This is a genomic window from Olsenella profusa F0195 (genome assembly GCF_000468755.1).
Classification (GTDB): Bacteria; Actinomycetota; Coriobacteriia; order Coriobacteriales; family Atopobiaceae; genus Olsenella_F; species Olsenella_F profusa.
On record NZ_AWEZ01000067.1, the window covers coordinates 34212 to 60555 of the forward strand.

The 26344-nt window shown below is 63.9% G+C and carries 20 protein-coding genes and 4 tRNA genes; all 24 read right to left on the minus strand.

Going from position 1 to position 26344, the window contains the following annotated elements; translation table 11 throughout:
- Positions 1-667 precede the first annotated feature (667 nt).
- Positions 668-5110 carry a DNA-directed RNA polymerase subunit beta' gene (locus tag HMPREF1316_RS10960; protein WP_021727057.1) on the minus strand — a complete coding sequence of 1481 codons (4443 nt, stop codon included), beginning with the start codon at positions 5108-5110 and terminating at the stop codon, positions 668-670.
- Between the two features lie 5 nt (positions 5111-5115).
- On the minus strand, positions 5116-8610 hold the full coding sequence (gene rpoB, locus HMPREF1316_RS10965) for a DNA-directed RNA polymerase subunit beta (RefSeq protein WP_021727061.1): 3495 nt from the start codon (positions 8608-8610) through the stop codon (positions 5116-5118).
- Between the two features lie 404 nt (positions 8611-9014).
- On the minus strand, positions 9015-9395 hold the full coding sequence (gene rplL / locus HMPREF1316_RS10970; RefSeq protein WP_021727108.1) for a 50S ribosomal protein L7/L12: 381 nt from the start codon (positions 9393-9395) through the stop codon (positions 9015-9017).
- 72 nt (positions 9396-9467) lie between these two features.
- On the minus strand, positions 9468-9986 hold the full coding sequence (gene rplJ, locus HMPREF1316_RS10975) for a 50S ribosomal protein L10 (RefSeq protein ID WP_021727077.1): 519 nt from the start codon (positions 9984-9986) through the stop codon (positions 9468-9470).
- Positions 9987-10681: 695 nt separating this feature from the next.
- The gene (gene rplA, locus HMPREF1316_RS10980; protein WP_021727101.1) at positions 10682-11386 is read right to left on the minus strand and encodes a 50S ribosomal protein L1; all 705 of its coding nucleotides are present in this window, start codon (positions 11384-11386) and stop codon (positions 10682-10684) included.
- A gap of 223 nt (positions 11387-11609) precedes the next feature.
- Positions 11610-12038: a 50S ribosomal protein L11 gene (gene rplK / locus HMPREF1316_RS10985; RefSeq protein ID WP_021727110.1), complete on the minus strand. Its 429-nt coding sequence runs from the start codon at positions 12036-12038 to the stop codon at positions 11610-11612.
- A gap of 88 nt (positions 12039-12126) precedes the next feature.
- Positions 12127-12672 (minus strand): transcription termination/antitermination protein NusG, encoded by a 546-nt coding sequence (gene nusG, locus HMPREF1316_RS10990; RefSeq protein WP_021727149.1) that lies wholly within the window; start codon positions 12670-12672, stop codon positions 12127-12129.
- Between the two features lie 7 nt (positions 12673-12679).
- Entirely contained in the window at positions 12680-13057 is a 378-nt protein-coding gene (gene secE / locus HMPREF1316_RS10995) for a preprotein translocase subunit SecE (protein ID WP_021727113.1), read from the minus strand.
- Positions 13058-13129: 72 nt separating this feature from the next.
- Positions 13130-13205: transfer RNA gene (locus HMPREF1316_RS11000), tRNA-Trp, on the minus strand.
- 14 nt (positions 13206-13219) lie between these two features.
- The gene (gene rpmG / locus HMPREF1316_RS11005) at positions 13220-13369 is read right to left on the minus strand and encodes a 50S ribosomal protein L33 (RefSeq protein WP_021727064.1); all 150 of its coding nucleotides are present in this window, start codon (positions 13367-13369) and stop codon (positions 13220-13222) included.
- A 226-nt stretch (positions 13370-13595) separates the two neighbouring features.
- The gene (gene tuf / locus HMPREF1316_RS11010; protein ID WP_021727125.1) at positions 13596-14801 is read right to left on the minus strand and encodes an elongation factor Tu; all 1206 of its coding nucleotides are present in this window, start codon (positions 14799-14801) and stop codon (positions 13596-13598) included.
- Between the two features lie 82 nt (positions 14802-14883).
- A tRNA-Met gene (locus HMPREF1316_RS11015) sits at positions 14884-14960 on the minus strand.
- 21 nt (positions 14961-14981) lie between these two features.
- A tRNA-Thr gene (locus tag HMPREF1316_RS11020) sits at positions 14982-15057 on the minus strand.
- A 1-nt stretch (position 15058) separates the two neighbouring features.
- A tRNA-Tyr gene (locus tag HMPREF1316_RS11025) sits at positions 15059-15142 on the minus strand.
- Positions 15143-15341: 199 nt separating this feature from the next.
- Positions 15342-16724, minus strand: coding sequence for an ATP-grasp domain-containing protein (locus tag HMPREF1316_RS11030; RefSeq protein WP_021727082.1), 1383 nt, complete (start codon positions 16722-16724; stop codon positions 15342-15344).
- A 202-nt stretch (positions 16725-16926) separates the two neighbouring features.
- Positions 16927-18057 (minus strand): DegT/DnrJ/EryC1/StrS family aminotransferase, encoded by a 1131-nt coding sequence (locus HMPREF1316_RS11040; protein ID WP_021727047.1) that lies wholly within the window; start codon positions 18055-18057, stop codon positions 16927-16929.
- 63 nt (positions 18058-18120) lie between these two features.
- Positions 18121-19137, minus strand: coding sequence for a glycosyltransferase family 2 protein (locus HMPREF1316_RS13405; protein WP_051333008.1), 1017 nt, complete (start codon positions 19135-19137; stop codon positions 18121-18123).
- Positions 19138-19206: 69 nt separating this feature from the next.
- Positions 19207-20673 carry a flippase gene (locus tag HMPREF1316_RS11050; RefSeq protein WP_021727114.1) on the minus strand — a complete coding sequence of 489 codons (1467 nt, stop codon included), beginning with the start codon at positions 20671-20673 and terminating at the stop codon, positions 19207-19209.
- Positions 20666-21289 (minus strand): VanZ family protein, encoded by a 624-nt coding sequence (locus HMPREF1316_RS13410; protein ID WP_198009667.1) that lies wholly within the window; start codon positions 21287-21289, stop codon positions 20666-20668. Before HMPREF1316_RS13410 ends, HMPREF1316_RS11050 begins: the two co-directional genes overlap by 8 nt.
- 173 nt (positions 21290-21462) lie before the next feature.
- Entirely contained in the window at positions 21463-22248 is a 786-nt protein-coding gene (locus HMPREF1316_RS11060; RefSeq protein WP_021727081.1) for a Wzz/FepE/Etk N-terminal domain-containing protein, read from the minus strand.
- Positions 22245-22955 carry a WbqC family protein gene (locus HMPREF1316_RS11065; RefSeq protein WP_021727115.1) on the minus strand — a complete coding sequence of 237 codons (711 nt, stop codon included), beginning with the start codon at positions 22953-22955 and terminating at the stop codon, positions 22245-22247. The genes HMPREF1316_RS11060 and HMPREF1316_RS11065 overlap by 4 nt, the downstream gene beginning before the upstream one ends.
- Positions 22952-23953 carry a capsular polysaccharide synthesis protein gene (locus HMPREF1316_RS11070; protein ID WP_232204524.1) on the minus strand — a complete coding sequence of 334 codons (1002 nt, stop codon included), beginning with the start codon at positions 23951-23953 and terminating at the stop codon, positions 22952-22954. The genes HMPREF1316_RS11065 and HMPREF1316_RS11070 overlap by 4 nt, the downstream gene beginning before the upstream one ends.
- 8 nt (positions 23954-23961) lie before the next feature.
- On the minus strand, positions 23962-25008 hold the full coding sequence (locus HMPREF1316_RS13415; protein WP_021727092.1) for a glycosyltransferase: 1047 nt from the start codon (positions 25006-25008) through the stop codon (positions 23962-23964).
- 198 nt (positions 25009-25206) lie between these two features.
- On the minus strand, positions 25207-26334 hold the full coding sequence (locus tag HMPREF1316_RS11080) for a glycosyltransferase family 4 protein (protein ID WP_198009668.1): 1128 nt from the start codon (positions 26332-26334) through the stop codon (positions 25207-25209).
- Between the last annotated feature and the right edge of the window lie 10 nt (positions 26335-26344).

Sequence of the window (26344 nt, forward strand, 5' to 3'; positions counted from 1 at the left end):
ATATGCGGTTGGCCATTGCATTCCGCCGCTCAATCACCCAGCTCTAATTACCATAACAGATACCTCAATTATTTCTTTGCGAAACCTTGCGTTTTTTTGCTCACAACCGTTCGCGTTGGCACTCGCTTCGTACATAGCTACCCCCTCTACCCCATAGGGCGCATGTTGGTGGATAGAATACGGAGGATGCACGAGTCCCCTTCGTATGCCGCGCGGCGGCATGGGAGCGAAATGGCCCCAAGTGCGTGCCCAGGCACGTGCCCATGGCACGTCGACGACGTCCACGGATGACAAAGGCCCAGGATTGGGATTCGCGAAGGCGCCAGATGGCCCCCGGTTTCCCTGTGAGCTTGCCTTGCGCCCTGACGTCGGGACGCACTTGAGGCCATTTCGCTCCCTCGAGAGCATCATGACCATCCGCATAGCGGATGGTCTGCCCTTGGCTGGGGCACGACCCTTCGGGGCCGACGACCCGGACGATCACCGTGCCAGAGGGTGAAGCCTTCTGCCATATGACGGGAGTCCATCGGCCGAATGGGTGGACCTGCATGCCGCGCGAAGGGCGCGCGGCACAGGGCTGGGGCCCTGTATGAAGGTCGGGCCCCCACCGCACTGCGATGGGGGCCCGACCTGCTGACTCCTTGCGGCGATACCACCTGTAGGGGACTTACTCCTCGCCCTCGCCCTGCTCGACCTGGGAGAGCAGGTCATGCAGCGAGCCCAGGTCCTCGTTGATGACCTGGCCATCGTTCCGCTCAGTGGATCCACCGATGAGGTCGTCGTCATCCGCATGCGTGGTGGGCACCGCAGTGCCCAACATGATGTTACCACCTGCGTCAGGCGAGAACACCATGTTCAGCAGCTGTGAGAGATCCTCGCTGTCGGCCTCGTCCTCCTCGGGCTCCAGGATATAGAGGAGGTCGCGGGCCTCGAGGCCCTCACGAAGCTCCTCGATCGCCTTTGCACCGATGCCATCGATGTGAAGCAAGTCGTCCTCGGTCTTGCCGATGAGATCCCCCACGGTCTCAATGCCCACCTCGCTGAACTTGTTCGTCCAGCGCTGCGAGACGCCCAGGTCATCAAAGAGATAGAGCTTGGCGTCCTCGCTGGAGAGCGTCCGGCCGTTCTTGGAGTACACCCCACCGTAGCCGTAGTCGTCGCCAATCCAGTCGAGCTGCTTGGGAAGCCTCTCCTCGACGTCCTTGAGCTCGTCGGGTGCCCATTCGGGCAGCGTCTTGGCATTGGGGCTCGTGGGACCCTCGACCTTCTCGCCGTGGTAGGTGAGCTCCACGTTGTCGTACGCTTCCAGACCGGTGCCTGCGGGAATCTTCTTGCCCACGATGACGTTGGACTTGAGGTCGAGGAGGTGATCGACCTCACCCTTGATGGCGCTGTCGGTGAGCACGCCGGCGGTGCGGATGAACGAGGCGCTGGACAGCCAGGAGTCAATGGAGCTGGCCACCTTGAGCGTACCCAAGATGACGGGCTCTGCCTGCGGAGGCGTGCCGCCGGCCATGGCGATGTTGCGCACGGTGTCGCCAAACACGTAACGGTCGACGTACTGGCCAAGCAGGTAGGTGGAGTCACCGGGGTTGATGATCTGCACGCGGCGCAGCATCTGACGGGCGATGACTTCGATGTGCTTGTCGTTGAGGTCGACACCCTGGGACGTGTAGACGTCCTTGACCGACTTCACGAACGTGTGCATCGTGGACTCTATGTCCGTGAGCTTGCGCAGCTTGCGGAAGTTCACGAAGCCACGCGTGATCTGGTCGCCGGCACGCACGGCGACGCCCTCGCCCATGGCCTCCTCGAAGCCCGGCATGAAGCGCACCGAGACCGGCACCCGCCACTCCGCGATGATGCGGCTCTCGTCGTCCGCATCCAGGATCTGGAGCAGGTACTCGGTCTGCTCCGTGGTGATCTTGAGGATGCCGCTGTAGGGGGCAAGGTCCGCCTCGCGGCCTAGGATCTTCTCGTTGACGTTGCCCACGACATCGAACATGCGGGCGACCGTGGGGAGGCCCTGCGTGATGTCATCCGCACCCGCGACGCCACCGGAGTGAATGGTGCGCATCGTGAGCTGCGTGCCCGGCTCGCCGATGGACTGCGCGGCGATGATGCCCACGGAGGTGCCGATGTTGACGGGGCGTCTCGTGGAGAGGTCCCAGCCATAGCACTTCTGGCAGACGCCATACTTGGACCTGCAGGTGAGCAGTGCCCTCAGCTCGACCCTCTTGAGGCCATGCGCGCGGAGCATCTCGAGGTCGTCGGTCGACTCGATGTAGGCATCCCTCGCTAGGAGCACCTCGCCGGTCTGGGGATCGGTGATGTCGTTCAGCACGCAGCGTCCGACAAGGTCCGCGTCCACGCCGGACTCGCCCGACTTGACGAGGTCATAGGTCACACCCTCGTCCGTGCCGCAGTCCTCCTCGCGCACGATGACGTCCTGCGCGACGTCCACCAGGCGACGTGTGAGGTAGCCGGAGTCCGAGGTGTGCGAGGCCGTGTCCACGAGGCCCTTGCGGGCGCCATAGGTGGAGATGAAGTACTCCAGGGGCACGAGACCCTCGCGGAAGTTCGCCTTGATGGGAAGGTCGATGGTGTCACCGGACATGTCGGCCATGAGGCCGCGCATGCCGGCGAGCTGGCGCAGCTGCGTCTTGGAGCCACGGGCGCCGGAGTCGGCCATCATGTAGATGGGGTTGTCCTCGGTGAAGCCGTCGAGCATCTCGGTGCCCAGGGTATCGGTGCAGTCGGTCCACACGTTGATGACCTCGGCGTGGCGCTCGCGCTCGGAGAGCAGGCCGTTCTCGTAGTTCTCGTTGATCTGGTCGACCTTGTCCTGGGCCGACTCGAGCAGTTGGGGCTTGTCATCGGGAATGACGGCGTCCCAGACGGAGATGGTGAGACCCGCCCGGGTGGCATAGTGAAAGCCACTGTGCTTGATGGCGTCCAGGATCTCCTCGATCCTGGTGGTGCTGTAGCGGTCGCAGCAGTCATTGACCAGGGCGGAGATGTCGCTCTTGACCATCTTGAAGTTCATGTAGGGATAGTCGGCGGGCAGGCACTGTCGATTGAAGATCACGCGGCCCACCGTGGTCTCGATACGCACGGGATGGTCGGTGACATCGTAGTCCGTGGCCTCGCCACGACCCTCCATCACGCGGAAGTAGCCCCTGCCGTCCTTGAGGACGTTGGCATCGGCCTCCGAGACGCGCACCTCGATCCTCGCCTGGATGTCGAGGTCGTTGCGGCAGTCGTAGGCGTGCAGCGCATCGTCGAAGTCGGCGAACACGCGGCCCTCCCCCTTGGCGTCATCCTTCTCCATGGTGAGGAAGTAGACGCCAAAGACCATATCCTGCGACGGCACGGTGAGCACCTTGCCCGATGCGGGAGAGCGCAAGTTGTTGCTCGAGAGCATGAGCACGCGGGCCTCGGTCTGCGCCTGGGTGGACAGAGGCACGTGCACGGACATCTGGTCGCCATCGAAGTCCGCGTTGAAGGGCGCACAGACGAGCGGGTGCAGGTGGATGGCCTCACCGTTCACCAGCACGGGCTCGAAGGCCTGGATGGACAGGCGGTGCAGGGTCGGTGCGCGGTTGAGCAGCACCAGGCGCCCCTTGATGACCTCGTCGAGCACGTCCCACACGGCGGGCAGCTGACGATCGATGGCGCGCTTGGCGGCCTTGATGTTGTCGACCTTGAAGTTGTCCACCTTGCCCAGCTCGACGAGCCTGCGCATGACGAAGGGCTTGAAGAGCTCCAGCGCCATGGCGGACGGCAGGCCGCACTGGTGCAGCTTGAGCTTGGGGTCGACCACGATGACGGAGCGACCGGAGTAGTCGACGCGCTTGCCCAGCAGGTTCTGGCGGAAGCGGCCCTGCTTGCCCTTGAGCGACTCGGCGAGCGACTTCAGGGGCCTGCCGCCGCGGCCGGTGACGGGGCGGCCGCGGCGGCCGTTGTCGAAGAGCGCGTCCACGGACTCCTGAAGCATGCGCTTCTCGTTGTTGATGATGATCGCCGGGGCGTCGAGGTCGAGCAGGCGCTTGAGGCGGTTGTTGCGGTTGATGACGCGCCGGTAGAGGTCGTTGAGGTCGGACGCGGCAAAGCGACCGCCATCGAGCTGCACCATGGGGCGCAGGTCGGGTGGGATGACCGGGATGACGTCGAGGATCATGTTGGCGGGGTCGTTGCCGCCCTTGAGGAAGGCGTCCACGATCTCCAGGCGCTTGACGGCACGCTCGCGCCTCTGCTTCTGGGAGTCGTCGTTGACGACGATGGCGCGCAGCTCCTCGGCCTCCTTGGGAAGGTCGATGGCCCGAAGCAGGTCGCGCACGGCCTCGGCGCCCATGCCGCCCTTGAAGTAGATGGAGTAGTAGCGCCTCATCTCGGTGAAGAGGCTCTCGTCGGAGATGAGCTCACGCTCCTCAAGCTGCATGAACCTGTTGTAGGCATCCGTGCGCAGCTGCTTCTCCTCGGCGTACTCCTCCTCGAGGTCGACCACGCCGGCGCGCACCTCGTCAGCAGAGAGCGGCTCGATGTCGTCGAACTCGTCGTCCGCTCCCCCGCCCTGCGCCCTGAGGCGCTCGATCTCGTCGTCGCGCTCGGCGTCGAGCTCCTCGAGGTCGGCGGCAAGCTCCTCCTTGAGATCCTCCGCGTCGGCCTCGCGCGCCTCGCCGTCCACGTGCGTGATGACGTAGCTCGCGAAGTATAGGATCTTCTCGAGGTCCTTGCTCTTGACGTCGAGCAGACGGGCCAGCGGGAAGCTGTTGGGGCTCTTGAAGTACCAGATGTGGCTCACCGGGGCAGCCAGCTCGATGTGGCCCATGCGCTCGCGACGCACCTTGGCACTCGTCACCTCGACGCCGCAGCGCTCGCAGACGATGCCCTTGAAACGGATGCCCTTGTACTTGCCGCAGGCGCACTCCCAGTCCTTCGTGGGGCCAAAGATCTTCTCGCAGAAGAGACCGTCCTTCTCGGGCTTGAGGGTGCGGTAGTTGATGGTCTCAGGCTTCTTGACCTCGCCATGCGACCAGCTACGGATCTCGTCAGCGGACGCCAGCGAGACCTTGATTGCGTCGAAGTCTGTGGTATCGAAATCTGCCACGTTCGCTACTCCTTATCGTCGTGTGCGTCTGCGGCCAACTCGTCCGCCGGTGCGGCGGCAGACATGCCGATGAGGTCGTCGAGGGCGGCGTCGGAGGAAAGGACCTCGACGGCATCGGGGGCCTGCCGCTCCTCTGCCTGGCCCCTCTCCTTCCTGTAGGAGATGGGCTTGATGTTGAGCGCCAGCGAGCGGATCTCCTTGACGAGCACCTTGAAGGACTCGGGGATGCCGGCGGCAGGCACGTTCTCGCCCTTGACGATGGACTCGTAGGTCTTGACGCGGCCGTTGGTGTCGTCGGACTTGACGGTGAGGATCTCCTGCAGCACATGGGAGGCACCATAGGCATAGAGCGCCCAGACCTCCATCTCACCGAAGCGCTGGCCGCCGAACTGGGCCTTGCCGCCCAGCGGCTGCTGCGTGACGAGGCTGTAGGGGCCGGTGGAGCGGGCGTGGATCTTGTCATCCACCATGTGGCCGAGCTTGAGGATGTAGCTCACGCCCACCGTGATGGGGTTATGGAACGCCTCTCCCGTGCGGCCGTCGTACAGCGTGGTCTTGCCCATGTCACTCACCTGAGTCACGAAGTGCGGGTCGAGGGCGTCACCATAGAGGCCCTTGGCGCGGTTCATGACGTTGATGTTGGAGCGGCGCAGGGCCTCCCTGACCACCTCGTCGGACGCGCCGTCAAAGACAGGGGTGGCGACGAGCATGTCGCCCTCGACGACCTCGTGGGAGTCAGCGCTCGTGGTATCCCAGCCATGGGCCGCGGCCCAGCCGAAGTGGGTCTCCATGAGCTGGCCCACGTTCATGCGAGAGGGGACGCCCAAGGGATCGAGCAGCACGTCGACGGATGTGCCGTCGGACATGTAGGGCATGTCCTCGACAGGAAGGACGTTGCAGACGACACCCTTGTTGCCATGGCGACCGGAGATCTTGTCGCCCTGCTGGATCTTGCGGCGCTGGGCCACGAAGACACGGACCAGCTCGTTGACACCGGGAGGCAGGTCGTCCCCGGCCTCGCGGCTGAAACGCACCACATCCACGACGCGACCGTAGGCGCCATGCGGCATCTTGAGCGAGGTGTCGCGGACGTCGTGGGCCTTGGCGCCGAAGATGGCGCGCAGCAGGCGCTCCTCGGCGGTGAGCGCCGTCTCCCCCTTGGGAGTGACCTTGCCGACCAGGATGTCGCCAGGGCCCACCTCGGCGCCAATGCGAATGATGCCGTCGTCGTCGAGGTTGGCGAGCATCTCCTCGGACTGGTTGGGAACCTCGCGGGTGATCTCCTCGGGGCCGAGCTTGGTGTCGCGGGCATCGATCTCGTGACGGGAGATGTTGATGGAGGTCAGCAGGTCATCCCGTACGACGCGCTCGGAGACGATGATGCCGTCCTCGTAGTTGTAGCCCTCCCACGGCATGTAGGCCACCGTGAGGTTGGTGCCCAACGCCAGTTCGCCATGGTCGACGGACGTGCTGTCGGTGAGGGCCTGGCCCTGCTCCACCCGCTGTCCCACGGTGACGACGGGCCTGTGGTTGATGCAGGTGCTCTGATTGGAGCGCTCGTACTTGGGGAGGTCATAGCGCTCGGGGCCATCCTCGGTGTCCACGACCACATGAGCGGCGTCGGCCTCGGAGACGGTGCCGGCATGCACGGCACAGATGAGCTCTCCGGAATCGTGCGCGGCGGCGCGCTCGAGGCCGGTGCCCACTATGGGGGCATGCGGACGGATCAGGGGTACGGCCTGGCGCTGCATGTTGGCACCCATGAGGGTGCGCTTGGCGTCATCGTGCTCGAGGAACGGGATGAGGTTGGCCGCCACGGAGAGCAGCTGGCGCGGGGAGACGTCCATGTAGTCGACGCTCATGACGTCTACCTGCGAGGGAGCGCCAAAGCTGCCGTCGAAGTTCTTGGTGCGGGCCACGACGATATCGGCCTTGACGACCTTGCCCTTGGAGTTGATGCGTACGAACTCGCCGGTCTTGGGATCGATGGGGACGTCCGCCGGGGCGATGACGTGGTTCTCCTCCTCGTCGGCGGTCATCCAATCGACCTGGTCGGTGACCTTGCCGCCCTCGACCCTGCGATAGGGAGCCTCGATGAAGCCGTACTCATTGACGTGCGCGTACAGTGCCAGCGAGCCGATGAGGCCGATGTTGGGGCCTTCGGGCGTCTCGATGGGGCACATGCGGGAGTAGTGCGAGTTGTGGACGTCGCGAACGGCCGTGGGGACATTGGTGCGACGGTTGGAACCGCTCTTGTGACCCGCGAGGCCACCGGGCCCCAGGGCGGAGAGACGACGCTTGTGCGTGAGGCCAGCCAGCGGGTTGGACTGGTCCATAAACTGCGAGAGCTGCGAGGAGCCGTAGAACTCCTTGATGGCGGCCACGATGGGACGGATGTTGATGAGCGACTGGGGCGTGATGTCATCCGGATCCTGAGAGGCCATGCGCTCGCGGATGACACGCTCCATACGGGTCATGCCGATGCGGAACTGGTTCTGCACGAGCTCGCCCACCGTGCGCACGCGGCGGTTGCCGAAGTGGTCGATGTCATCGAGGCGCTTGGTGGTGTCACCGGCGTGCAGCGCCAACAGGTAGCGCAGGGCGCCCACGATGTCCTCCTCGGTGAGGACGCGCTGCCTGGCATCGATGGCGAGGCCGAGCTTCTTGTCGATCTTGTAGCGGCCAACGCGGGCAAGGTCATAGCGCTGGTTGTTGAAGTAGAGGCCCTCGAGCAGGGAGCGAGCGTTGTCCACGGTGGGTGGCTCGCCCGGACGCTGGCGACGGTAGATCTCGACGAGGGCGTCCTCACGGGTGGTGGCGACGTCACGCTCGAGCGTGGAACGTACGACGTCGGAGTCGCCGAGGAGGTTCATGATGTCGTCGTCGCTCTCGGCGATGCCGAGGGCACGCAGGAAGAGCGTTGCGTTCTGACGGCGCTTGCGATCGATGGAGACCACCAGGTGGCCATGCTTGTCGACCTCGAACTCCAGCCAGGCGCCACGCGCGGGAATGAACTGCACGTGATGGACGTCCGCGCCGTTATCCACCTCGTGGGAGAAGTAGACGCCCGGCGAGCGCACGAGCTGGGAGACGACGACGCGCTCGGTGCCATTGATGATGAAGGTGCCACGGTCGGTCATGAGGGGGAAGTCGCCCATGAAGACGAGCTGCTCCTTCATCTCGCCGGTCTCCCTGTTGACGAAGCGCACGTCGACGAAGAGCGGGGCCTGGTAGTTGATGTCCTTGGCGCGGCACTCCGCGATGTCTGCGGGGGCGTCGCCAAACTGGTGGTCGCCGAAGGTGACCTCCATGGTCTTGGCGGCGTTCTCAATGGGCGAGAACTCGGCGAACGACTCGGCGAGCCCCTCACCCATGAAGTGCTCGAACGACTCCCTCTGGACGGAGATGAGGTTTGGCAGCTCCATTGCCCGAGGAATCTTGCTAAAGCTCACGCGCTCGCGCTGATTCTGGACAACCTTGGAAGACTTTGCGTTAGGCACCAGACACTTCCTCCTTAGACGAGTGACCGCGACGATCGTCGCACCCATATGGCGTCAGTCATCGCAAACTAATAAAGTATCGGAATGGAGGGGGTTGGTCAACGATTGGGGCTTGACATCGTCCAGAAAATACATTATGAGGCCAGCGGCCAGATAATCCTGCGGAAACGCCTTCTCGTTTGTGTGCGGGATGTGTGCTCGCGAGCCATGGTTCGTGCTGGTATGTGACTGCGGGGGAGCAGGGCGCAGGGAGGGTGTGCGGCGCTCGGACGTGCCGTTCCGGCATTCCTGTAGGACCGTCCATGCGGGCCCGCCTCGTTCCTGCGCCGCGGCATGGGAAGGGGCCGAGCTGGGCTCGGCCCCCGAGCGCGCAACGATGGCACGCCGAGCTCTGAGAAAACGAGCTACTTGAGGGTGACCTCGGCGCCGGCCTCCTCGAGCTGCCTCTTGGCATCCTCGGCATCGTCTTTCTTGGCACCCTCGATGAGGACCTTGGGAGCGCTCTCGACGGCCTCCTTGGCCTCCTTGAGGCCAAGGCTGGTGAGGGAGCGAACGACCTTGATGACGGCGATCTTGTTGGAGCCGAAGGAGGTCAGCTCGACGTCGAAGTTGGTCTTCTCCTCCTCGGCGGGGGCGGTGCCGTCGGCTGCGGGGGCGGCGGCAACGGCAACGGGAGCGGCGGCGGAGACGCCGAAGACGTCCTCCAGCTCGTGAACGAGCTCGGAAAGCTCGAGGGCGGGCATCTCCTTGAGGGTCTCGATGATCTCATCCTTGGTGACGGCCATGTCAATTCTCCTTTGTCAGGGGCGCCCTTGTGACGCCCATTCCGATTCGGTGCGGTAGTGCGGGGGCCTGACCTAGGCGGCCTCCCTCTGGTCGGCCACGGCGGACAGCGCAGTGACCAGGCCACGCGCAGGGCCGGCGGCAACCTGTGCGATGCCGGAAAGCGGGCTTGCCATGACGAAGACCAGCTCGGCAAGAAGCTCGTCGCGGCTCTTGAGCTCCGCGTAGGCCTTGGCATCCTCGGCAGAGAGAGCCTTGCCATCGGCGATGGCGCCAACCCACTCGATCTTGTGGAGGGCTTCGGACTGCCTCTTGATGACCTTGGCCGCCTCGACGGGATCGTTGTCATAGAAGACATAGGCGCAGGTGCCCACCATGTTCTCGATCTCGGGAAGCTCTGCGCTCCTCAGCGCGATCTTGACGATGTTGTTCTTGTACACCTTCATGTGCGCACCGGCCTTCATGAGGCTGCGGCGGAGCTCCTGGGTCTCCTTCACGGTGAGACCACGGTAGTCGATCACGAACATGCCCTTGGAACTCTCGAGGGACTCGCCGATCTTCTCCAGCATGGAGACGTTGCTCTTGTTTGGCATGAAATACACCTCCCTGTCTGCGCTCGGGCACGAGCCGCCGACGCGGGCGGACCTTCGCACGAAGGACCCCGCCTGGCGCGCAGCCAAAGCGGGGTCCAAGAGACAAGTCTGAGACCACCTCGGCAGGCGGGTTCCCCCTTTGAGCCTTGCGGCACCGGCTGTCTTTGGCAGCGGACGTGCTGTTTGTACATCGCCCTTTCGGACGGGGGACATTGTTGCAGAGTTGCGGGCATACGTCAAGGCTCGCCATCCCCATACCTGGAAGGCTCTGTGGCAGCTCCTCACAGTCCGCAGGCGCGTCACGGGACGCCTGCCACTCCCTCTCCCTCCCCTGGCCACCGCTGACGAGCTTCGGCGGTGGAGCGCCGAAGCTCGCGGACTCCGGGGGCTCACGCCCGCATGGCATGAGTCGCGCCGCATCATGAATGGATCCGCCTCGCCCATGGAGACGCGTGTCATGCGAAGGGGAAGGTCTCGGCGGAGGCGCCGACTGACCGATGCCCTTGATGACCCGACCTCGCGGTGGGCACGGGGATCGGTTCTGAGCGCGCTCGTCGACAGGCCCGTAGGCCGTGGCGGCTCCAAGACGCGCGTTGGATTGAGGCTGCCCCACGTTTGCCCAGTTGGGAAATCTCACGCTCAATCCAACGCACACGTACAAAAAGGTGTCCCGGCCTTCAGGCCGGGACACCCTGCTACTCGGCGAGGAAGTCGCGGGTGACGAAGGGGTCAATCCTGACGCCCGGACCCATCGTGGAGGACACGGAGATGGACCTGACGTAGCGGCCCTTGGCGCTGGAGGGCTTCACGCGGAGAATCTCGGTGTAGAGGGCCGCGTAGTTCTCCACGAGCTGCTCGACGGGGAAGGAGGCCTTGCCCAGGGGCACGTGGCAGATGCCATAACGATCGGCGCGATACTCCACGCGGCCGGCCTTGAGCTCGCCGACCATCTTCTCGACATCCATGGTGACGGTACCGAGCTTGGGGTTGGGCATGAGGCCACGGGGGCCAAGGATGCGACCAAGACGACCGACCTTGCCCATGAGATTGGGCGTGGCAATGACGGCATCAAAGTCAATGTTGCCAGCCTGAACCTCGGCAACGAGGTCGTCAGAGCCCACGATGTCCGCGCCGGCGGCCTTGGCCTCGTCGGCCTTGGTGCCCTCGGCGAAGACGGCCACGCGCACGTTCTTGCCGGTTCCGTTGGGCAGGCTGATGGAGCCACGGACGTTCTGGTCGGCCTTGCGGGTGTCGACGCCCAAGCGGATGGAGGCCTCGATGGTCTCGTCAAATGCGGCGGACGCAAGCTCCTTGACGAGCGCAAGTGCCGCCTTGGGGGCAAGGGCGTCCCTCTCGACCTTGGCCGCAGCCGCGTTGTACTTCTTTCCATGCCTTGCCATACTACGTACCTCCTCTAGGTAGTTGCGAGGTGAACGGGCTGGCCACCCTCCCTCGATCTCAATGGCACTCCACCAGTTTCCAACGTTTGCCACTGCCGAGCCGTGGGAACCATCGCCAAGTAGCGGCGGCAGAAACCGATGGGTGCATCCCCTTGTCCTCGGCGAAATCCATGAAATGCTTGAGCCGAGGACAAGGGGATGCACCCCCGAAGGGGTGCGTGCGCTACTCGGCGATGGTGACGCCCATGGAGCGGGCGGTGCCGGCAACGATCCTCTTGGCCGCCTCGATGTCGTTGGCATTGAGGTCGGGCATCTTGATCTCGGCGATCTTGGTGAGCTGCTCCTGGGAGAGCTGCCCCACCTTGTCGCGCTGGGGCACGCCGGAACCGCTCTTGAGCTTGAGCTCCTTCTTGATGAGCTGGGCCGCCGGAGGGGTCTTGGTGACGAAGTCGAAGGAGCGATCCTCGTAGACCGTGATCTCCACGGGGATGATGTCGCCGGCCTTGTCCTGCGTGGCCGCATTGAAGGCCTGGCAGAACTGCATGATGTTGACCTGAGCGGCACTGAGGGCGGGGCCCACGGGAGGCGCGGGGTTGGCCTGGCCGGCGGGAATCTGGAGCTTGATGAAGTGGACGACCTGCTTTGCTGGCATCGTGTGTCTCCTTGAAGCGAACGTTTGCGATCTATCGTGTCTGTTCCGAGAAGCAATCCTCACCGATTACGGAACAGGGGGTTGTGGGCTAGGCGATCTGTGTCACCTGGTCGAGCGTGAGCTCCACTGGGGTCTCGCGACCGAAGATCATGAGCATGACCCTGACCTTGCCCGCCTCGGGCATGACCTCGGACACCTGGCCATCAAAGTCGGCCAAGGGGCCACTCACGACCTTGACGGACATACCAGCCTCAAGGTCGGTCGTGGTGGCGCGCTTAGGCTCCCGCACGCCCGACGGGTTGGTGCGGCGCATGATCTTGTTGAACTCGGAGCGGCGCAGGGGGACGGGCTTGCCGTCCACGCCCACGAAGCCCGTCACGCCGGGGGTGTTACGCACGACCACCCAGCTGTTGTCATCCAGCTCCATGCGTACGAGCACGTAGCCGGGGAAGACCTTAACGTCCTTCGTCTCGCGCTTGCCACCATTCTTGATCTCGGTGACCTCCTCGGTGGGAACCTGGATGTCTACGATCTGGTCCTCCATGCCGTAGGTCTCGATGCGATGCTCGAGGTCGTTCTTGACCTTGTTCTCATAGCCTGAGTAGGTGTGAACCACATACCAGCGCTTAGCCATCGTGCCCTTACCCCCTCAGCTTTGTGAATTGGAACATGAGATTGAGGAAGCCCGTATCGACAAGCCATACGACGGCACCCACGACGACAAGCGCCACGATGACGGCCACGGAATAGTTGGTAAGCTCGGATCTTGAGGGCCAGGACACACGACGAAGCTCGCTCCCCACCGCACCAAGATACGTGCGTATGCGACCCTTCCTCCTGGGCGCCTCCTTGCCGCCTTTGGCGGAGCCAGCCGCGAGGCTCTTGCCCTCGGACGTGGCGACCCTCTTGGAGCCCTTGGACTCATCGGAAGTAGCGGCAGCCTCCTGTGCCTCGCGTGCGACACGCTCCCGTTGGCGCGCTTGACGGGCACTCCTCCTCTGTCGCTCTTTCTTTGCCATCCCTCACCCCTCTTGGATGTCCCTCTTCAGTGAAACCGGCAAGCCCCAAGGGGGATTGCCGGTGGTGTTAGCTGGCACGCCAGGAAGGACTCGAACCCTCAACACTCGGTTTTGGAGACCGATGCTCTACCAATTGAACTACTGGCGTATACAGACCCCATTCTAGCGGGTCTCCTTGTGGATGGTGTGCTTATGGCACCACGGGCAATACTTCTTCAGTTCCATGCGGTCGGGAGTGTTGCTTTTGTTCTTCTTGGTGGTGTAGTTGCGACGCTTGCACTCGGTGCATGCGAGAGTAACCAGTGTGCGCATGAATCCTCCTGTAGACTATCGCCGCCGTATAACCCCATGGGCGACGCAAGTAGTAAGGGTATCATTGCTCGGCCAGGTATGTCAACTGCCGCAGGTCATGCCACTGCCCCTCAACAAAACCACCAAACCCTGGGCGCCCTCACGCACTTCACGAAAGGGGCTCGGCATCCATCGGGATGCCGAGCCCTGCTGCCTTGGGGGAGTGTCGCGCTCCGAAAGGAGGGAGCTACTCCTCGATCGTGGAGACACGGCCGTCACCGACGGTGTGGCCGCCCTCGCGGATGGCGAAGCGGAGACCCTGCTCCATGGCGATGGGATGAATGAGCTCGCAGCTGACGGTCACGTGATCACCCGGCATGGCCATCTCGACCTTGCCACCATTGGAGTCGGTGAGCGCCTGGATGTCGCCCGTGACGTCGGTGGTGCGGAAGAAGAACTGGGGACGATAGCCGGAGAAGAACGGGGTGTGACGGCCACCCTCCTCCTTGGTGAGGACGTAGATCTCGCCCGTGAACTTCTTGTGTGGGGTGACGGAGCCGGGCTTGCAGAGCACCTGGCCACGCTCGACGTCCTCGCGCTTGATGCCGCGCAGCAGGATGCCCACGTTGTCGCCAGCCTCGCAGAAGTCCATGGTCTTGCGGAACATCTCGATGCCCGTGGCCGTAGAGGTCTGGGTGTCCTTGAGGCCCACGATCTCGATGGGCTCGTTGAGCTTGAGCTCGCCGCGCTCGACACGGCCGGTGACGACGGTGCCGCGGCCGGAGATGGTCATGACGTCTTCGATGGCCATCAGGAAGGGCTTCTCGTTGTCGCGCTGGGGCGTGGGGATGTAGGAGTCGACGGTGTGCATGAGCTCGATGATGGAGTCGACCCACTTCTGCTCGCCGTTGAGGGCGCCGAGGGCGGAACCACGGATGATGGGGGTGTCGTCTCCGGGGAAGTCGTACTCGGAGAGGAGGTCGCGCGTCTCCATCTCGACGAGATCGATGAGCTCCTCGTCATCAACCATGTCGCACTTGTTCAGGAAGACGATGATGTAGGGCACGCCGACCTGGCGGGCGAGCAGGATGTGCTCGCGGGTCTGGGCCATGGGGCCGTCGGTGGCGGCGATGACGAGGATGGCGCCATCCATCTGAGCCGCACCGGAGATCATGTTCTTGACGTAGTCGGCGTGGCCGGGGCAGTCGACGTGGGCGTAGTGGCGCTCCCAGGTCTCGTACTCGACGTGGGCGACGGAGATGGTGATGCCGCGCTGGCGCTCCTCGGGAGCCTTGTCGATGTTCTCGAAGGCGGTGTAGTCGGCCTTGCAGCCCTCCTGCTCGGAGAGGACCTTGGTGATGGCGGCCGTCAGGGTCGTCTTACCATGGTCGACATGACCAATCGTACCAATGTTTACGTGCGGCTTACTACGATCGAACTTCTCCTTGGCCATTGCCGTCCTCCTTATGAAACAACCCTTAGGCCATCCTACACGTGCGCATATCTCAAACGGCACCGAAGCGCCGTAAGATTGCTGGTACCGGTGACTGGATTCGAACCAGTGACATCGCGGGTATGAGCCGCGTGCTCTAACCAGCTGAGCTACACCGGCATGGTGCCGAACGACTTGAGATGGAGCCCGCGACCGGATTTGAACCGGTGACCTCTTCGTTACCAACGAAGTGCTCTACCGACTGAGCTACACGGGCATGGTGGGGATGCATGGACTCGAACCATGGAACCCAGAGGGAGCGGATTTACAGTCCGCCGCAGTTGCCGCTGTGCCACATCCCCATGCCGTTTTCAAGCCACCCACAAGTGCGGAATCATCCCGAAAGGCACGCCCCTCCGAATGGGTTCCTCCTTGCAAGCGGGAGAATGATACGACGGGTACACATCGTTGTCAACGGAATCCACGCGGCCGGGCGTCTCTCTCCCACGATTCCTGCACAACTGTGGGGCGACCTGCGCGAGCGGCCCGTCGCAGGGGGCACTAGCCCTGATCTGGCGCCTGCTCCTGCGCCTCCGCCGCCAGGAGGTCGGCATAGCGGGAGAACCGCACGACCAGGTCCCTCCCTCGCTCATCCCTGATGGACACGCGCGCATTGATGTGACGGAGCGTGGCAACGACGGCCGCGGCATCATATGCATGAAAGGTGAGCTTGCCCATGAGCCTACCAGCAGTCACCTCCATGCCCTCCTGGGCCAGCATGTCGACGGCTATGTGGTCGTCAGCGACGTCCCGACGCGCCTGGGGGTCGTCCACGAGCGTGCCCTCCAGCTCCTCGAGCCCCCTGATGCTGGCGATGGTTCCCGCATGTGCGGCAAAGAAGAAGTAGACGTTCGAGCTCTCGCGCATCGGACGCTCCGGCGGTCGGGGCAGCTCGTCCGCCTCATGCCCCCTGCCCAGCTGGAAGTCGAGCAGCCACTGGATGGCGTCGAAGCCGGTCATGGCGATCATCTTGTCATACCCCATGTCCGCCGTGAGGCGGTACCCCAGCTCGAAGAGGTGGAAGACGCCATCGGCCGTGCGGATGGCCTGGACGGAGGCGATGCCGTCCCGGCAGCCGGATGCGGCGAGCACACGACGCACGCCGGGATCCACGTCCCTGAGGTATGTGCAATAGCCCGTCGAGATGGTGGTTCCAAAGTCATAGATGTTGGGGGGATGTCCGGGCTCGTTGTAGGTGGCGCCCAGGCGCAGCATGCGCGCCTGCCCCCCCACCAGCGCGTAGACGATGCTGAACTCGTCGCCCACCAGGCGCTGCTCGACCACGACGCGGGGGTTCTCGGACACCTGGCGCACCAGCTGCCAGGCACGCACAAGCTCCTCGGGCGTGTCACAGAAGCTGACCCCCTGGTTGCCGCTGCAATCGACGGGCTTCACCACCACGGGGAAGCGCACGGCGGCGAGCTCCTCGTCGAGCCTCGCCCGCGTGGCATCCCGGACGCCACCGGTGGCGAGCTCAGTCACAGCCTGATCCATGAGGGCGGGATCGGGGGCGTACTGGTCTGCCGTGGGCACCCCCTCCCGATGGCAGATGTCGAGGAACCTGCCCTTGTTGCGCGCGGTCTCCCAGCCTTCGGGCGCAATGTAGCAGGGGAGTCCCAGACGCCCGCACAGCTCGATGGTGCGGTCGAGGTTGAACTCGCTGACGCCGGCAAAGACGCCGCCCACGCCCTCGGCACGGCAGCGCTCCTCGAGCGCCCCCACGTTTCCCGTGTCGATCGGCCAGCTCTCGTCGGCGACGAGCTTTGCCCGGGACGCCTCCGGGGCAAGCCCGTCGGTCACAATCACATGGCAGCCCATGCCCTGGGCCTTGCGCACGATGTCGACACTCCCCAGTGAGGTGCCCAGCATCAGCAGCTTCTGCACGCGATCCCCTCTCTACCGTCCCTCTCTCGTCCCGGCGACGAGCCTGCTCCTCGGGCGTCCGGATGGGCCTGCGGGGAGTCTGGCGGCAGCGCAGCTGCCAGGGGTGGCACCCTGACGGCCAGCTCCACGTCCCATGACCGGCCGCATGCCCGCGAACCTGTCCCCTCTCGCCAGACAAGGTATCTGGCAAGCCCCTCGGGGGTCATCGAGACGCCCCTGCCGTCCTGGCGTCCAGCACGAGGTCGCAGATGAAGTCCACGTCCTCGAGTGGCAGGTCGGCGTAGAGTGGTAGGGTGAGCACGCATTCGCTGAGCCTCAGCGCCACGGGCGTCTGCGTCGCGTCGAAGCGATCCCGATAGCACTCGAACGCACTCGTGAGCGGATAGAAGTACTTTCGTGCCTTGACGCCCGCCTGTTCCAGGACCTGGCAGACGCCGTCCCTGCTGGCCCCAAACTCCTGCTCGTCCACGATGATGGGGAAGTAGGCATAGTTGGGTCGCACCTGGGGGTCAACCGGACTGAGCCGAATGCCCCCCACACCCTCCAGCCGCTCCCGATACCGGCTGACCACGCGCCCACGCCTCGCGATCTCATCGTCCACATGGCGCAGGTTGCACAGGCCCATGGCAGCGCAGAACTCGTTCATCTTGGCGTTGGTGCCAACGCCATCCACCCACTCGGGACCTCGGATGCCAAAGTTCTTGAGTCGGTAGAGCTCCAGGCCAAAGTCCATGTCACGGTAGCAAGCCGCTCCGCCCTCGATGGTATTGAATACCTTGGTCGCATGGAAGCTAAGACATGATACATCACCAAAGCTTGCGATTCCCTGATTGCGATAGCGCATGCCGAAGGCATGGGCGGCATCGTAGATGACCCTCAGGTGATGGCGCTCGGCAATCTCGGCGATGGCGTCCACGTCACATATGTTGCCGTACACGTGCACGGGCATGATGGCGCTCGTGCGCGTGGTGACGAGGCTCTCGACCTTGGAGACGTCCATCGTGAAGTCACGGGCGCTGACGTCACAGAACACCGGCGTGAGGCCGTTGCGGACGATGGCGTGCGTCGTTGACGCGAACGTGAAGGGCGTGGTGATCACCTCGCCCTGGAGCTTCAGCGCCTGGAGCGAGAGCTCCAATGCCATGTGGCCGTTGGTCAGGAGTTCCACGCGCTGGACGCCGAGATAGCGTCTGAGCCCCTCCTGCAGCTGCTCGTGCTTGGGGCCCATGTTCGTCAGCCACCTGTTGTCCCAGACATCCCCGATCTCTCGCACGTACTCCTCGAACGGGGGCATTGACGGACGGGTGACCAGGATGTTCTTGTGTGCGCTCATGGGTTCTCTCTCACGGGGTCTGTTGGGGCTGGGATGGGGCGGGACGCCTCTCAGGGGCTCGGGCTATACCAGAGAGGTATGCTGCGACGCGACGTCGTCGGAACCGGTGCCCCTGTGTCGAAGCATCGTCTTGGCGCCGGAGAGCACGTTCCACTTGAGACGCTGGGCGACCCCGTACTCCTCAAGCACGGGCTTGTAGCGTGGGGAGAACAGTGCCGCGTAGTGGTGAAGGACGAGGTCCTCGAAGAACTCGCGACGTAGGATGGCACGCTGCACATAGGTGGTGTAGCGACCCTCGCTATACTCGTCGAACGCCTGGAGTCCCGCGCGATACCCCTGGTGCACGCGTACGCTGAAGACGGGGTCACGGGAGAGTCGGGACATGAAGCCACCGCTGTCCTCGGTGTAGCAGGACATGGGGCGCGCAATGTACCAGGCGGGTCCCTTGCTGAGGAAGAACAGCTGCATGGGCTGATCCCCCACGAGGTAGAACCTGCTGGGGAAGCCCGTTGGCGCAAGCTTGAGGTATTCGTCCACATAGTCGCGGCGCGTCAGCATGCAGCTGATCTGGAACATCCATCTGCCCTCATAGAGCTCCCGACGGAGCCATCCGTCCGCGCCGAGGATGCCCTCGTCGACAGGCACGGGCGGGAACATGGCGTGCGGATTGCTGTCACCGGGCCTACGAGCCAGCACGTCGTGAACCGAGAAGGCGCACTCGGGGTGCTCGTCGAGCGCATGCACCTGGCGCTCGAGCTTGGAGCTGTCGCACCAGCAGTCGTCCGTCTCCAGCAGCGCCACGTAGCGGCCGCGTGCCTGTGCGGCCATCTCGGTGATGACCGACCTTCCCTTGCCGTACTGGTTCTCGCTCTCGAGGAAGGGGCGCACGATCGCAGGGTAGCGCTCCGCGTACTCCCGAATGACGTCCGCAGAGCCATCCGTGGAGGCATCATCATGAACGAGCAGCTCGAAGGCGAAGCTCGTCTGCTGGCACACCACGCTGTCGAGGGCCCGTCGAAGCGTCTTGGCATGGTTGTAGCAGATTCCCAGTACCGACACCACGATCTCATTCGCTGGCATATTCTGTTCCAACTCTCTCATCGATTGTGACCAGTGGGCCACGCATGGCTCACACCACATGAGGTTTCGTTAAGATAGCGAAAGCCTCCGCTTCAGTATGCCAAAAATCATCTGGAGAATCGGATTCCTGCCTAGGACACCACAGATGGCATAGATGGACACGGCCACCACCACGTCGAGCACGAGTCCGAGGAACACGTTGTGGACGAGGGTGCCGACCGCCATGACGGCCGCCCACATGACGAGGGCGGAGAGCACGGTGCCGGCCACGAAGCGCACATCGACCCTGGGGCGCACGAGCCTGAGCGAGTGTCGCAGCAGCAGCATATTGACAAAGCACTCTGTCAGGACGGAGGCGACGGCCGCCCCGTTGAGCGACCAGAGGGGGATGAGGAACAGGTTGAGCGCCACATTGAGGGCCGTGGCGCAAAAGTAGGGCCCCACCAGCTTGCCCTCCTGTCGCGCGCCAATGATGACCTGATAGGAGACGATGTCGCCCAGCCCCTTGAAGATCATGATCGGCGCCAGGAGCTGCATCGTGAACGCCGCGGGGGCGAAGGGCTCACCAAACATGACGATAACCAGATTGTGCGCCACGGCCACCGTTCCCATCACGATGGGGGCGGCGAAGTAGAACACGATCTGCATGCCCAGGGTGACCAGATCGCTCACCTTCTCGCGATCCGTCTCGAAGAGGTAGCTGATGCGTGGCAGGAATACCTCCGAGATGGCCGTGCAGAGGGTGAAGACCACCATGACCGCCTTCATGGCGTTGCTGTACCAGCCCACCACCTCGGGGGTGTCCATGGCACCCAGCATGAGCACGTCAACGTAGTTGTAGAGCTGGGCGCCGGCAGAACAGGCGACCAGGACGAAGATGGGCCTCAGGTGCTGCCTGAGGTGGAGGCCGTGGAGCGTGAGATGCACGTGGCGCCTGGCGCGCACGATGTTGAAGAGGTAGTTGCCACAGGTCCCCATGACCGTGAGGAAGGCACTCAGGACATAGTCCTGAGGGCCGTGCACGAACAGGAGGATCGCAAGCACCGAGAGCCCCTTGACGATGATGCTCCTTACGGCGATGTAGACGTAGTCCTCCCTCCCCTGGTAGAACCAGTCGATGCTGATGTAGTTGAAGAGGATGGGCAGGCCACACACGAGATACAGCGGCAGGTCGCTCGTAAAGAACAGGGCGACCACGATCGCATAGGCCAGCAGTGCCACCGTCGTGGAGCAGAAGTTGATGGCGATGATCTCGCTGAAGCAGGTGTCGGTGTCCCGTTGGCTGTCGCGGCGCTTGGCGATCTCGCGCACGCCATACATGGGTATGCCCAGACAGGCGACGAGCACCAGATACGAGGCGACGTTCTGCGCGTACGAGACCGCTCCGACGCCCGCCGGCAGAAGGACGCGCGCGAGATAGACGGACGAGATGAGCGGGAAGATGACGTTCAGCACCTTATAGAGCACGTTGAACGCCGCGTTTGCGGCAAACGAATGCCCCTGCGGCGGCTGTGAGGTGACACGTTGGCTAGCCACGAGATTCCCCCTTGTCGTGATGACGCTTCCACCAGTGCCAGTATCCGGCTGCGGCAAGCGCACCACCGAGCGTGTTGTAGGTAAGATCCGCGACTTGGAACGTACCCACGTGCAGGACGAGCTGACAGGCCTCGATGAGCAGCGAGAGAACGCCCACGGAGACGATGGCGCGCGCCAGCGGATGACGGGAGGCGTGACGGCGCAGGAGCACGTCGAGCAACGCCACGGCAACCGGCATGAGGAGCAGCAGGTTCTCGAACCCCTCCCCCGTGAAGTCGCCGTTGCTGTCGTGCAGGCCCCACCCCTCCCAGAGCACGCACAGCGGGTCAGACCAGTACCCGCGCCCCATCAGCGTGCGGCTGGCCACCAGCACGACAAAGGTGACGAGGGCGCCCTCGCCTCTGAGGGCGGCATCCCCCCTGAGGGCGGTGGCCCATGCGCGTGCCCCCGCAAAGAGGGCACCCCTCACATGTGCGGCATGTTGGCACCAGACGAAGGGTGCCAAGGTCACCACCACGGCGACGGCAAGGGCAAGGGGGAGCGGCACGAAGAACGCCTCGAGGATGTCCCCCACAACAGTGGCCAGAGCAACGATCAGCCTCATCATGAGTCCCATGGCCCTCGCTCCCACGAGGCGTATAGGTGCCCAGCACCAGCGGTAGGGCCGGAACGCACCAACGACATCCTTGTCCAGAGGGATGGGCACGACCCCAGGCGCACCCCGAGACCCTGATGGCTCGACCGCACGGGGGATGACCGGAGCAGGGACACGGCCGTCATGCGCCCCACCTATTCTCCCCCAGCCACAGCCTGGACGGGAGACATCTTCCTCCCCTTGGCGTGCGCCCCATAGGTCGGAGGGACGCCATCCTCCTCATCCTGCCGGGAGGCGGCATGGTGATCCCGTGCCATGGCGACGATGGAGCCGAGCACAAAGCCGATCACAAAGCCCAGGACCGCGACAAGATCGCGGGAGAGGGAGCTGGGGTGATCCGCGAGCTGCGGGGGCGAGGCGACCGTCATGTAGGTCGAGTTGATGACGTCCTCCATGTAGCCCGGTGCCTCCTGCACGAGCAGCTGGGCGAGAAGGTAGGCGTCCTCTGCCGTATCCGCCGTCACAGTCACCGTCACGAGCGGGGTGGTGGCCTCCACCGTGGCGGTCGCCAGCTTGCCCTGGCGTGCGGCGATGTCATAGGCCGAAAGGCCGGCGGCATCGGCAGCCTGCTCCTGCAACGACCCGCTCGAGAAGGCGAACAGATAGACATTGGCAAGCGACTGTGACGTACTCATGTCGCTGGTGTTGAGGTAGCCGAGCGCCTGCTGGTCGTTCGGATCCAGCGCCGACTGATCCGCAGAGGCGGCGGCCTGGGTCGTGGGACGATTGCTCACGTACACGGTAAACGTGGACTGGTACTGCGTCTTTACGAAGTAGGTGACGTAGGCAAAGCCCAGGGCCGCACCGAGCAGCGCCATCAGGATGCAGGAGACCATGTGATGCCCTATCGACCCTAGCAGCGCGGACAGCCTGATCGTCGTATGCTCGTCGTACGAGAGGTCGATGTACTGACTGCTCATGAACGTTCCTCCGTGATGAGGTCGAAGCTCGCAAGCATGTCATGGGCCTCCTGCCGTGAGGTGTTCATGATGACGTCGACGATCGAGAGGTTGGGGACGAACTCCTCGACGCGCACCTGTGGGTAGGGAACGGGGTGACACCGCACGAACGCCAGCTTGATGCCGTGGGCCCGGAAGTCCTCGAAGGAATAGAGCGCGGTGCCCCCTATCGGGTTGTAGTAGGTGTCCGCCTGCAGCTGGTCGCAGTAGTCATAGAGACGCTGCTCGCGACGGAGGGACGGGTCCTGCGGAAGGTCGGACGTACGGATGAGCCGCGTGTCGATGCCAAGGTAGTGGCAGGTGAGTTCGATGGAGTCGAAGAGGAAGTCCGCAAGGTTGGTCTTTTTGCAGCGCAGCACCCTCTCCATGAGGTCGAGCCCCGCATCGAAGTTGGGTGCGGAACGATACTCATGGCTCAGCTGGTGAAGCATCGTGTCCGCATCAAAGGGTGCGAGCTCGTGCTCCATGATGAAGCGGTTGCGCGACGCATGGACGATGGGCAGCGTGAGATAGCGCGGCCCCATGTTGCCCAGCACACGGTTGCGATTGACCCACCCCCGCTTGATGTAGTTGTAGTTGTCGGCGACACCATAGACGTCCACCGCATTGATGAGCTGCCAGTAGCCCAGGTATGGCATGAAGTACGCCTGGTTTGCCCCAAAGATCACGAGAGGTCTCCCTTCAAAAGTGCCCCATAGAACGTCTGCTTCCCATTATGCTCGGCTGGGAACCCCTGCTTCCAGGTGAGTTTGAAAAGGCTGGTGTCGCGGGAGAGTTCGTCCCAGCGCGCCGAGTCAAAGGGTTCACCCAGGCACTTGGAGAGCTCGTCGCAGAGGGGGTTGTTGGGCGTGACCGCCTCGAAGGCCGCGGCGATGTATGGGTCGTGTCGCTGAGCCATCGCGATAAGATAGTCCACAAGCAGATAGTCGACCATGAAGTCGCTCCGACGCCAGTGCTCGAGGAAGAGGTCGCGCACCGTGACGAACACGCGGCGATGGTCCTCGTCACAGGCAAGCGAATACCCCGCAAAGTTGCCTCCGGCAATGGAGGCATGCAGGTAGTCAGGACGCTTGATGGTGAACATCGGATGACCGAAGACCAGCTCGTCAATGGGGGCGACGCAGAAGAGCGTCGCGTCCAGCCAGAGCCCACCGTGTTCGGCCAGCAAGCTGAGCCTGAGAAGGTCAGAGAGGTTGGTGCGCGTGATGATGCCCGCATGCACCTTGTCCATCACCCAACCAGGAAGGTCCACGTAATCACGATAGTTCGCATCCGTGACAAGCGTAACGGGGTGATTGCCCACGTTACGGCTGATGGATGCCACGCAGGCACGCACGATCTCCGGCGCCCGATCGAGCCCCTGCCACCAGCAGAGCCACACGTGATCCGTGAGGGTGGGAGCGGCTGGCGGGGGCGGGGCGGCATAGTCATAGGATGCGGCATAGTCTCCCAGCAGCCCCTCGAGGTACCGAAGAACCACCGCATGCTTGCGCAGGAGTCGGGCACGTACCGCCGGTGGCTCTCGGTAGCCATTGTGACTCATCACCTGGATGTCGACCTTCGCGCGAAGGGTGGCGAGCGCGTCAGACCATGATGTCGCCCCCGCGATGACCCGCGTGGCGTGTAGCTCTTCGCCGATGCGATGGAACATGTGCCTGACGCTCATGTGGCCCGTCATGGCTGACGACCCCTCCCCTTGCGGAACATGCGGTACAGGCGTGCCAGGCTCAGCACCGCGCAGACATTGTCGCGCTCGAGTTCGTGCTCGAACAGCCTTTCGCCCAACGGCATGCCTCGCCGTGACAAGCCTATGCAGTATTCCTGAAACACACGAGACTCGACGAGCCGGCGGATGTCAGACGTCCGCCGGCTGTTGCTCAGGCTGCTCGATTCTATCGCTCTCACATACAGGATGGCATACGTCACAGCCGTATGCCTCGTGCGTTTCAGAAACTCAGCAGCATCGGACTCGTCCCTCGCCAGGGCGGCAAGCTCGCTGACGAACTTCACATAGTGGCTGATGGTGCCCCAGGCACCGAGGCGCGCACGCCACACGGGGTCATCCGTGCGATAGAAGTAGTCGGTGGAGCAGATGAACGATACGCATCGCGCGTGGGCATACGCCGCGATGCTGAAGAGCGTGTCCTCGGTGACAACATCCTCAAAGGCGAGGGCATGCTCCTCGACGAAGGCGCGGCGATAGATGGACGCACCCACGAAGAGGGCAAGCGGGTGCGCCAACGAGTCCTCCGGAAGCATGCCAAAGAGCTGCCTGCGCACGCCGAGGATGCCTCGCCGCTCCCTCAGCACGATACCGGCGAGCGGGTGGGGCCGCACGCTACAGGTCACATTGTCGCGCACGTCACAGTGCCCGCTCGAGACGATGTCCGCCCCCTCCTTGACGGCAGACCTGAGGAGCTGCCCGTACAGGGAGGGTCCCACCCAGTCATACGCATTGACGAAGGAAAGGTAGTCTCCCGTGCAGACGCGCATGCCGGCATTGCGCGCCTCGCCGGGACAGTGCCGCTGCCGATGCACCACACGCACGTTGGCATGATCCTGGCCGAGCCGATCGACCAGGCGGCCACTGCCATCGGACGAGCCGTCGTCCACGAGGATGATCTCCAGGTCATCGATGGTCTGGGCAAACAGGCTGTCCATGCATGTGGCAAGGTACCCCACGGCATCGTGGACGGACACGACCACGCTAAGGATCGGCATGGGTCAGCCCCCCATACAGCCCCCCAGGCCAGCCGAGGCGAGCATCGGACGGGCAACGTGCGTGTGCAGGGGCGCTCAGGCCCTCCTGTCGGTGGCGATGGGAAGCCCCATCGCCACGTGCGGGCCTCCCTCCCCGACCCGGGTCATATGTCTCTGCCCCGTCCGTGCGGCAGTGGAACCCGTCGACCAGGAGCGCCCTCATCGCGTGGGTCCCGGCAACGCAGTGCCCTCGTACACCGCCAGCGTACGATCGACAAGGGCGTCCCACGAGTAGGTGGATCGAACGTGCGCCAAGGCGGCCCTCCCCTGGCGCGCAACCTCCTGCTGCGCCCCCAGCAGACTCGAAAGCTGCTCCGCAAGGGACGAGGCGCTCCCGCGGGCAAAGGTCGTCCCCGTGCCCGCCAAGACGTCCGCGCACTCGGGGATGTCGCTCGTGAGGCAGCAACGTCCATAGGACATGGCCTCGAGCAGGCTCATGGGCATGCCTTCGAGATCCGAGGGCAGCACGTAGAGGTAGGCGTTGCTGTAGAGCTCCTCCAGGACGCGCCCCTGCACGAAGTCCGTGAACAGGATGGAGTCATCGCCTGCGGCGCGCTGTCGCACGTGGTCGAGATAGCCCTGCGAGTCGGAGGCACCCCCCGCTATCACGAGACGCTTGTCCGTATGCACGCGACCCCAGGCACCGATCAGGTGGTCGAGCCCCTTCTCGGGCACGATGCGTCCCAGAAAGAGCACGTAGGAACCGGGTTCCAGCCCCCAGGCGGAACCGATGAGCCTCGCCGTCACGGGCGACTTCACGGAGACGGCATTGGGGATGAGGATGGTCTTACGCCCATAGGCGCGCCTGAAGTACTCCTGGGCACCACGGCTGAGCACGATGACCTCATCGGCCTCATGCGCCGCCCTACGCTCCCCGTGCCTGAGGTATGCGGAGGCCGCACGACCCCACTTGGCACGCTGCCAATCGAGCCCATGGATGGTGACCACACTGCGCACGCCCGCGCGCTTGGCGAGGCCCACCATGGCGGCGGGGCCCTCGGCATGGAAGTGGATGACATCGACGCCATCCGCAAGGGCCGCCCGTGTCGCAAAGTACGAGGAGCTGGCGGCGGCGAGGCCCTTGGCCTCGATCGTGCGGACGTGGCGCACGCGCACGCCCTCGTACTCCATGACGGAGTGCTGGTCGAACCGTGTGCCAGCCACGTTGTGGCCACGGCGACAGTAGGCGACCACCTCGTTGCCACGCTCGACAAGACGTCGGGAAAGCTCGCTCACCACCACCTCGACGCCACCCTCACGCGACGGCACACGCTTCTGTCCAACCATGGCTATTCTC

Coding starts and splice junctions, on each gene's coding strand:
- tuf (WP_021727125.1), bottom strand. CDS start 14,801: ATGGCCAAGGAGAAGTTCGATCGTAGTAAGCCGCACGTAAACATTGGT.
- HMPREF1316_RS11060 (WP_021727081.1), bottom strand. CDS start 22,248: ATGAGCAGTCAGTACATCGACCTCTCGTACGACGAGCATACGACGATC.
- HMPREF1316_RS11080 (WP_198009668.1), bottom strand. CDS start 26,334: ATGGTTGGACAGAAGCGTGTGCCGTCGCGTGAGGGTGGCGTCGAGGTG.
- rplJ (WP_021727077.1), bottom strand. CDS start 9,986: ATGCCAAACAAGAGCAACGTCTCCATGCTGGAGAAGATCGGCGAGTCC.
- HMPREF1316_RS11040 (WP_021727047.1), bottom strand. CDS start 18,057: ATGAGCGCACACAAGAACATCCTGGTCACCCGTCCGTCAATGCCCCCG.
- HMPREF1316_RS11070 (WP_232204524.1), bottom strand. CDS start 23,953: ATGAGCGTCAGGCACATGTTCCATCGCATCGGCGAAGAGCTACACGCC.
- HMPREF1316_RS13415 (WP_021727092.1), bottom strand. CDS start 25,008: ATGCCGATCCTTAGCGTGGTCGTGTCCGTCCACGATGCCGTGGGGTAC.
- nusG (WP_021727149.1), bottom strand. CDS start 12,672: ATGGCTAAGCGCTGGTATGTGGTTCACACCTACTCAGGCTATGAGAAC.
- rplA (WP_021727101.1), bottom strand. CDS start 11,386: ATGGCAAGGCATGGAAAGAAGTACAACGCGGCTGCGGCCAAGGTCGAG.
- rplK (WP_021727110.1), bottom strand. CDS start 12,038: ATGCCAGCAAAGCAGGTCGTCCACTTCATCAAGCTCCAGATTCCCGCC.
- secE (WP_021727113.1), bottom strand. CDS start 13,057: ATGGCAAAGAAAGAGCGACAGAGGAGGAGTGCCCGTCAAGCGCGCCAA.
- rpmG (WP_021727064.1), bottom strand. CDS start 13,369: ATGCGCACACTGGTTACTCTCGCATGCACCGAGTGCAAGCGTCGCAAC.
- HMPREF1316_RS13405 (WP_051333008.1), bottom strand. CDS start 19,137: ATGCCAGCGAATGAGATCGTGGTGTCGGTACTGGGAATCTGCTACAAC.
- HMPREF1316_RS13410 (WP_198009667.1), bottom strand. CDS start 21,289: ATGGGACTCATGATGAGGCTGATCGTTGCTCTGGCCACTGTTGTGGGG.
- rplL (WP_021727108.1), bottom strand. CDS start 9,395: ATGGCCGTCACCAAGGATGAGATCATCGAGACCCTCAAGGAGATGCCC.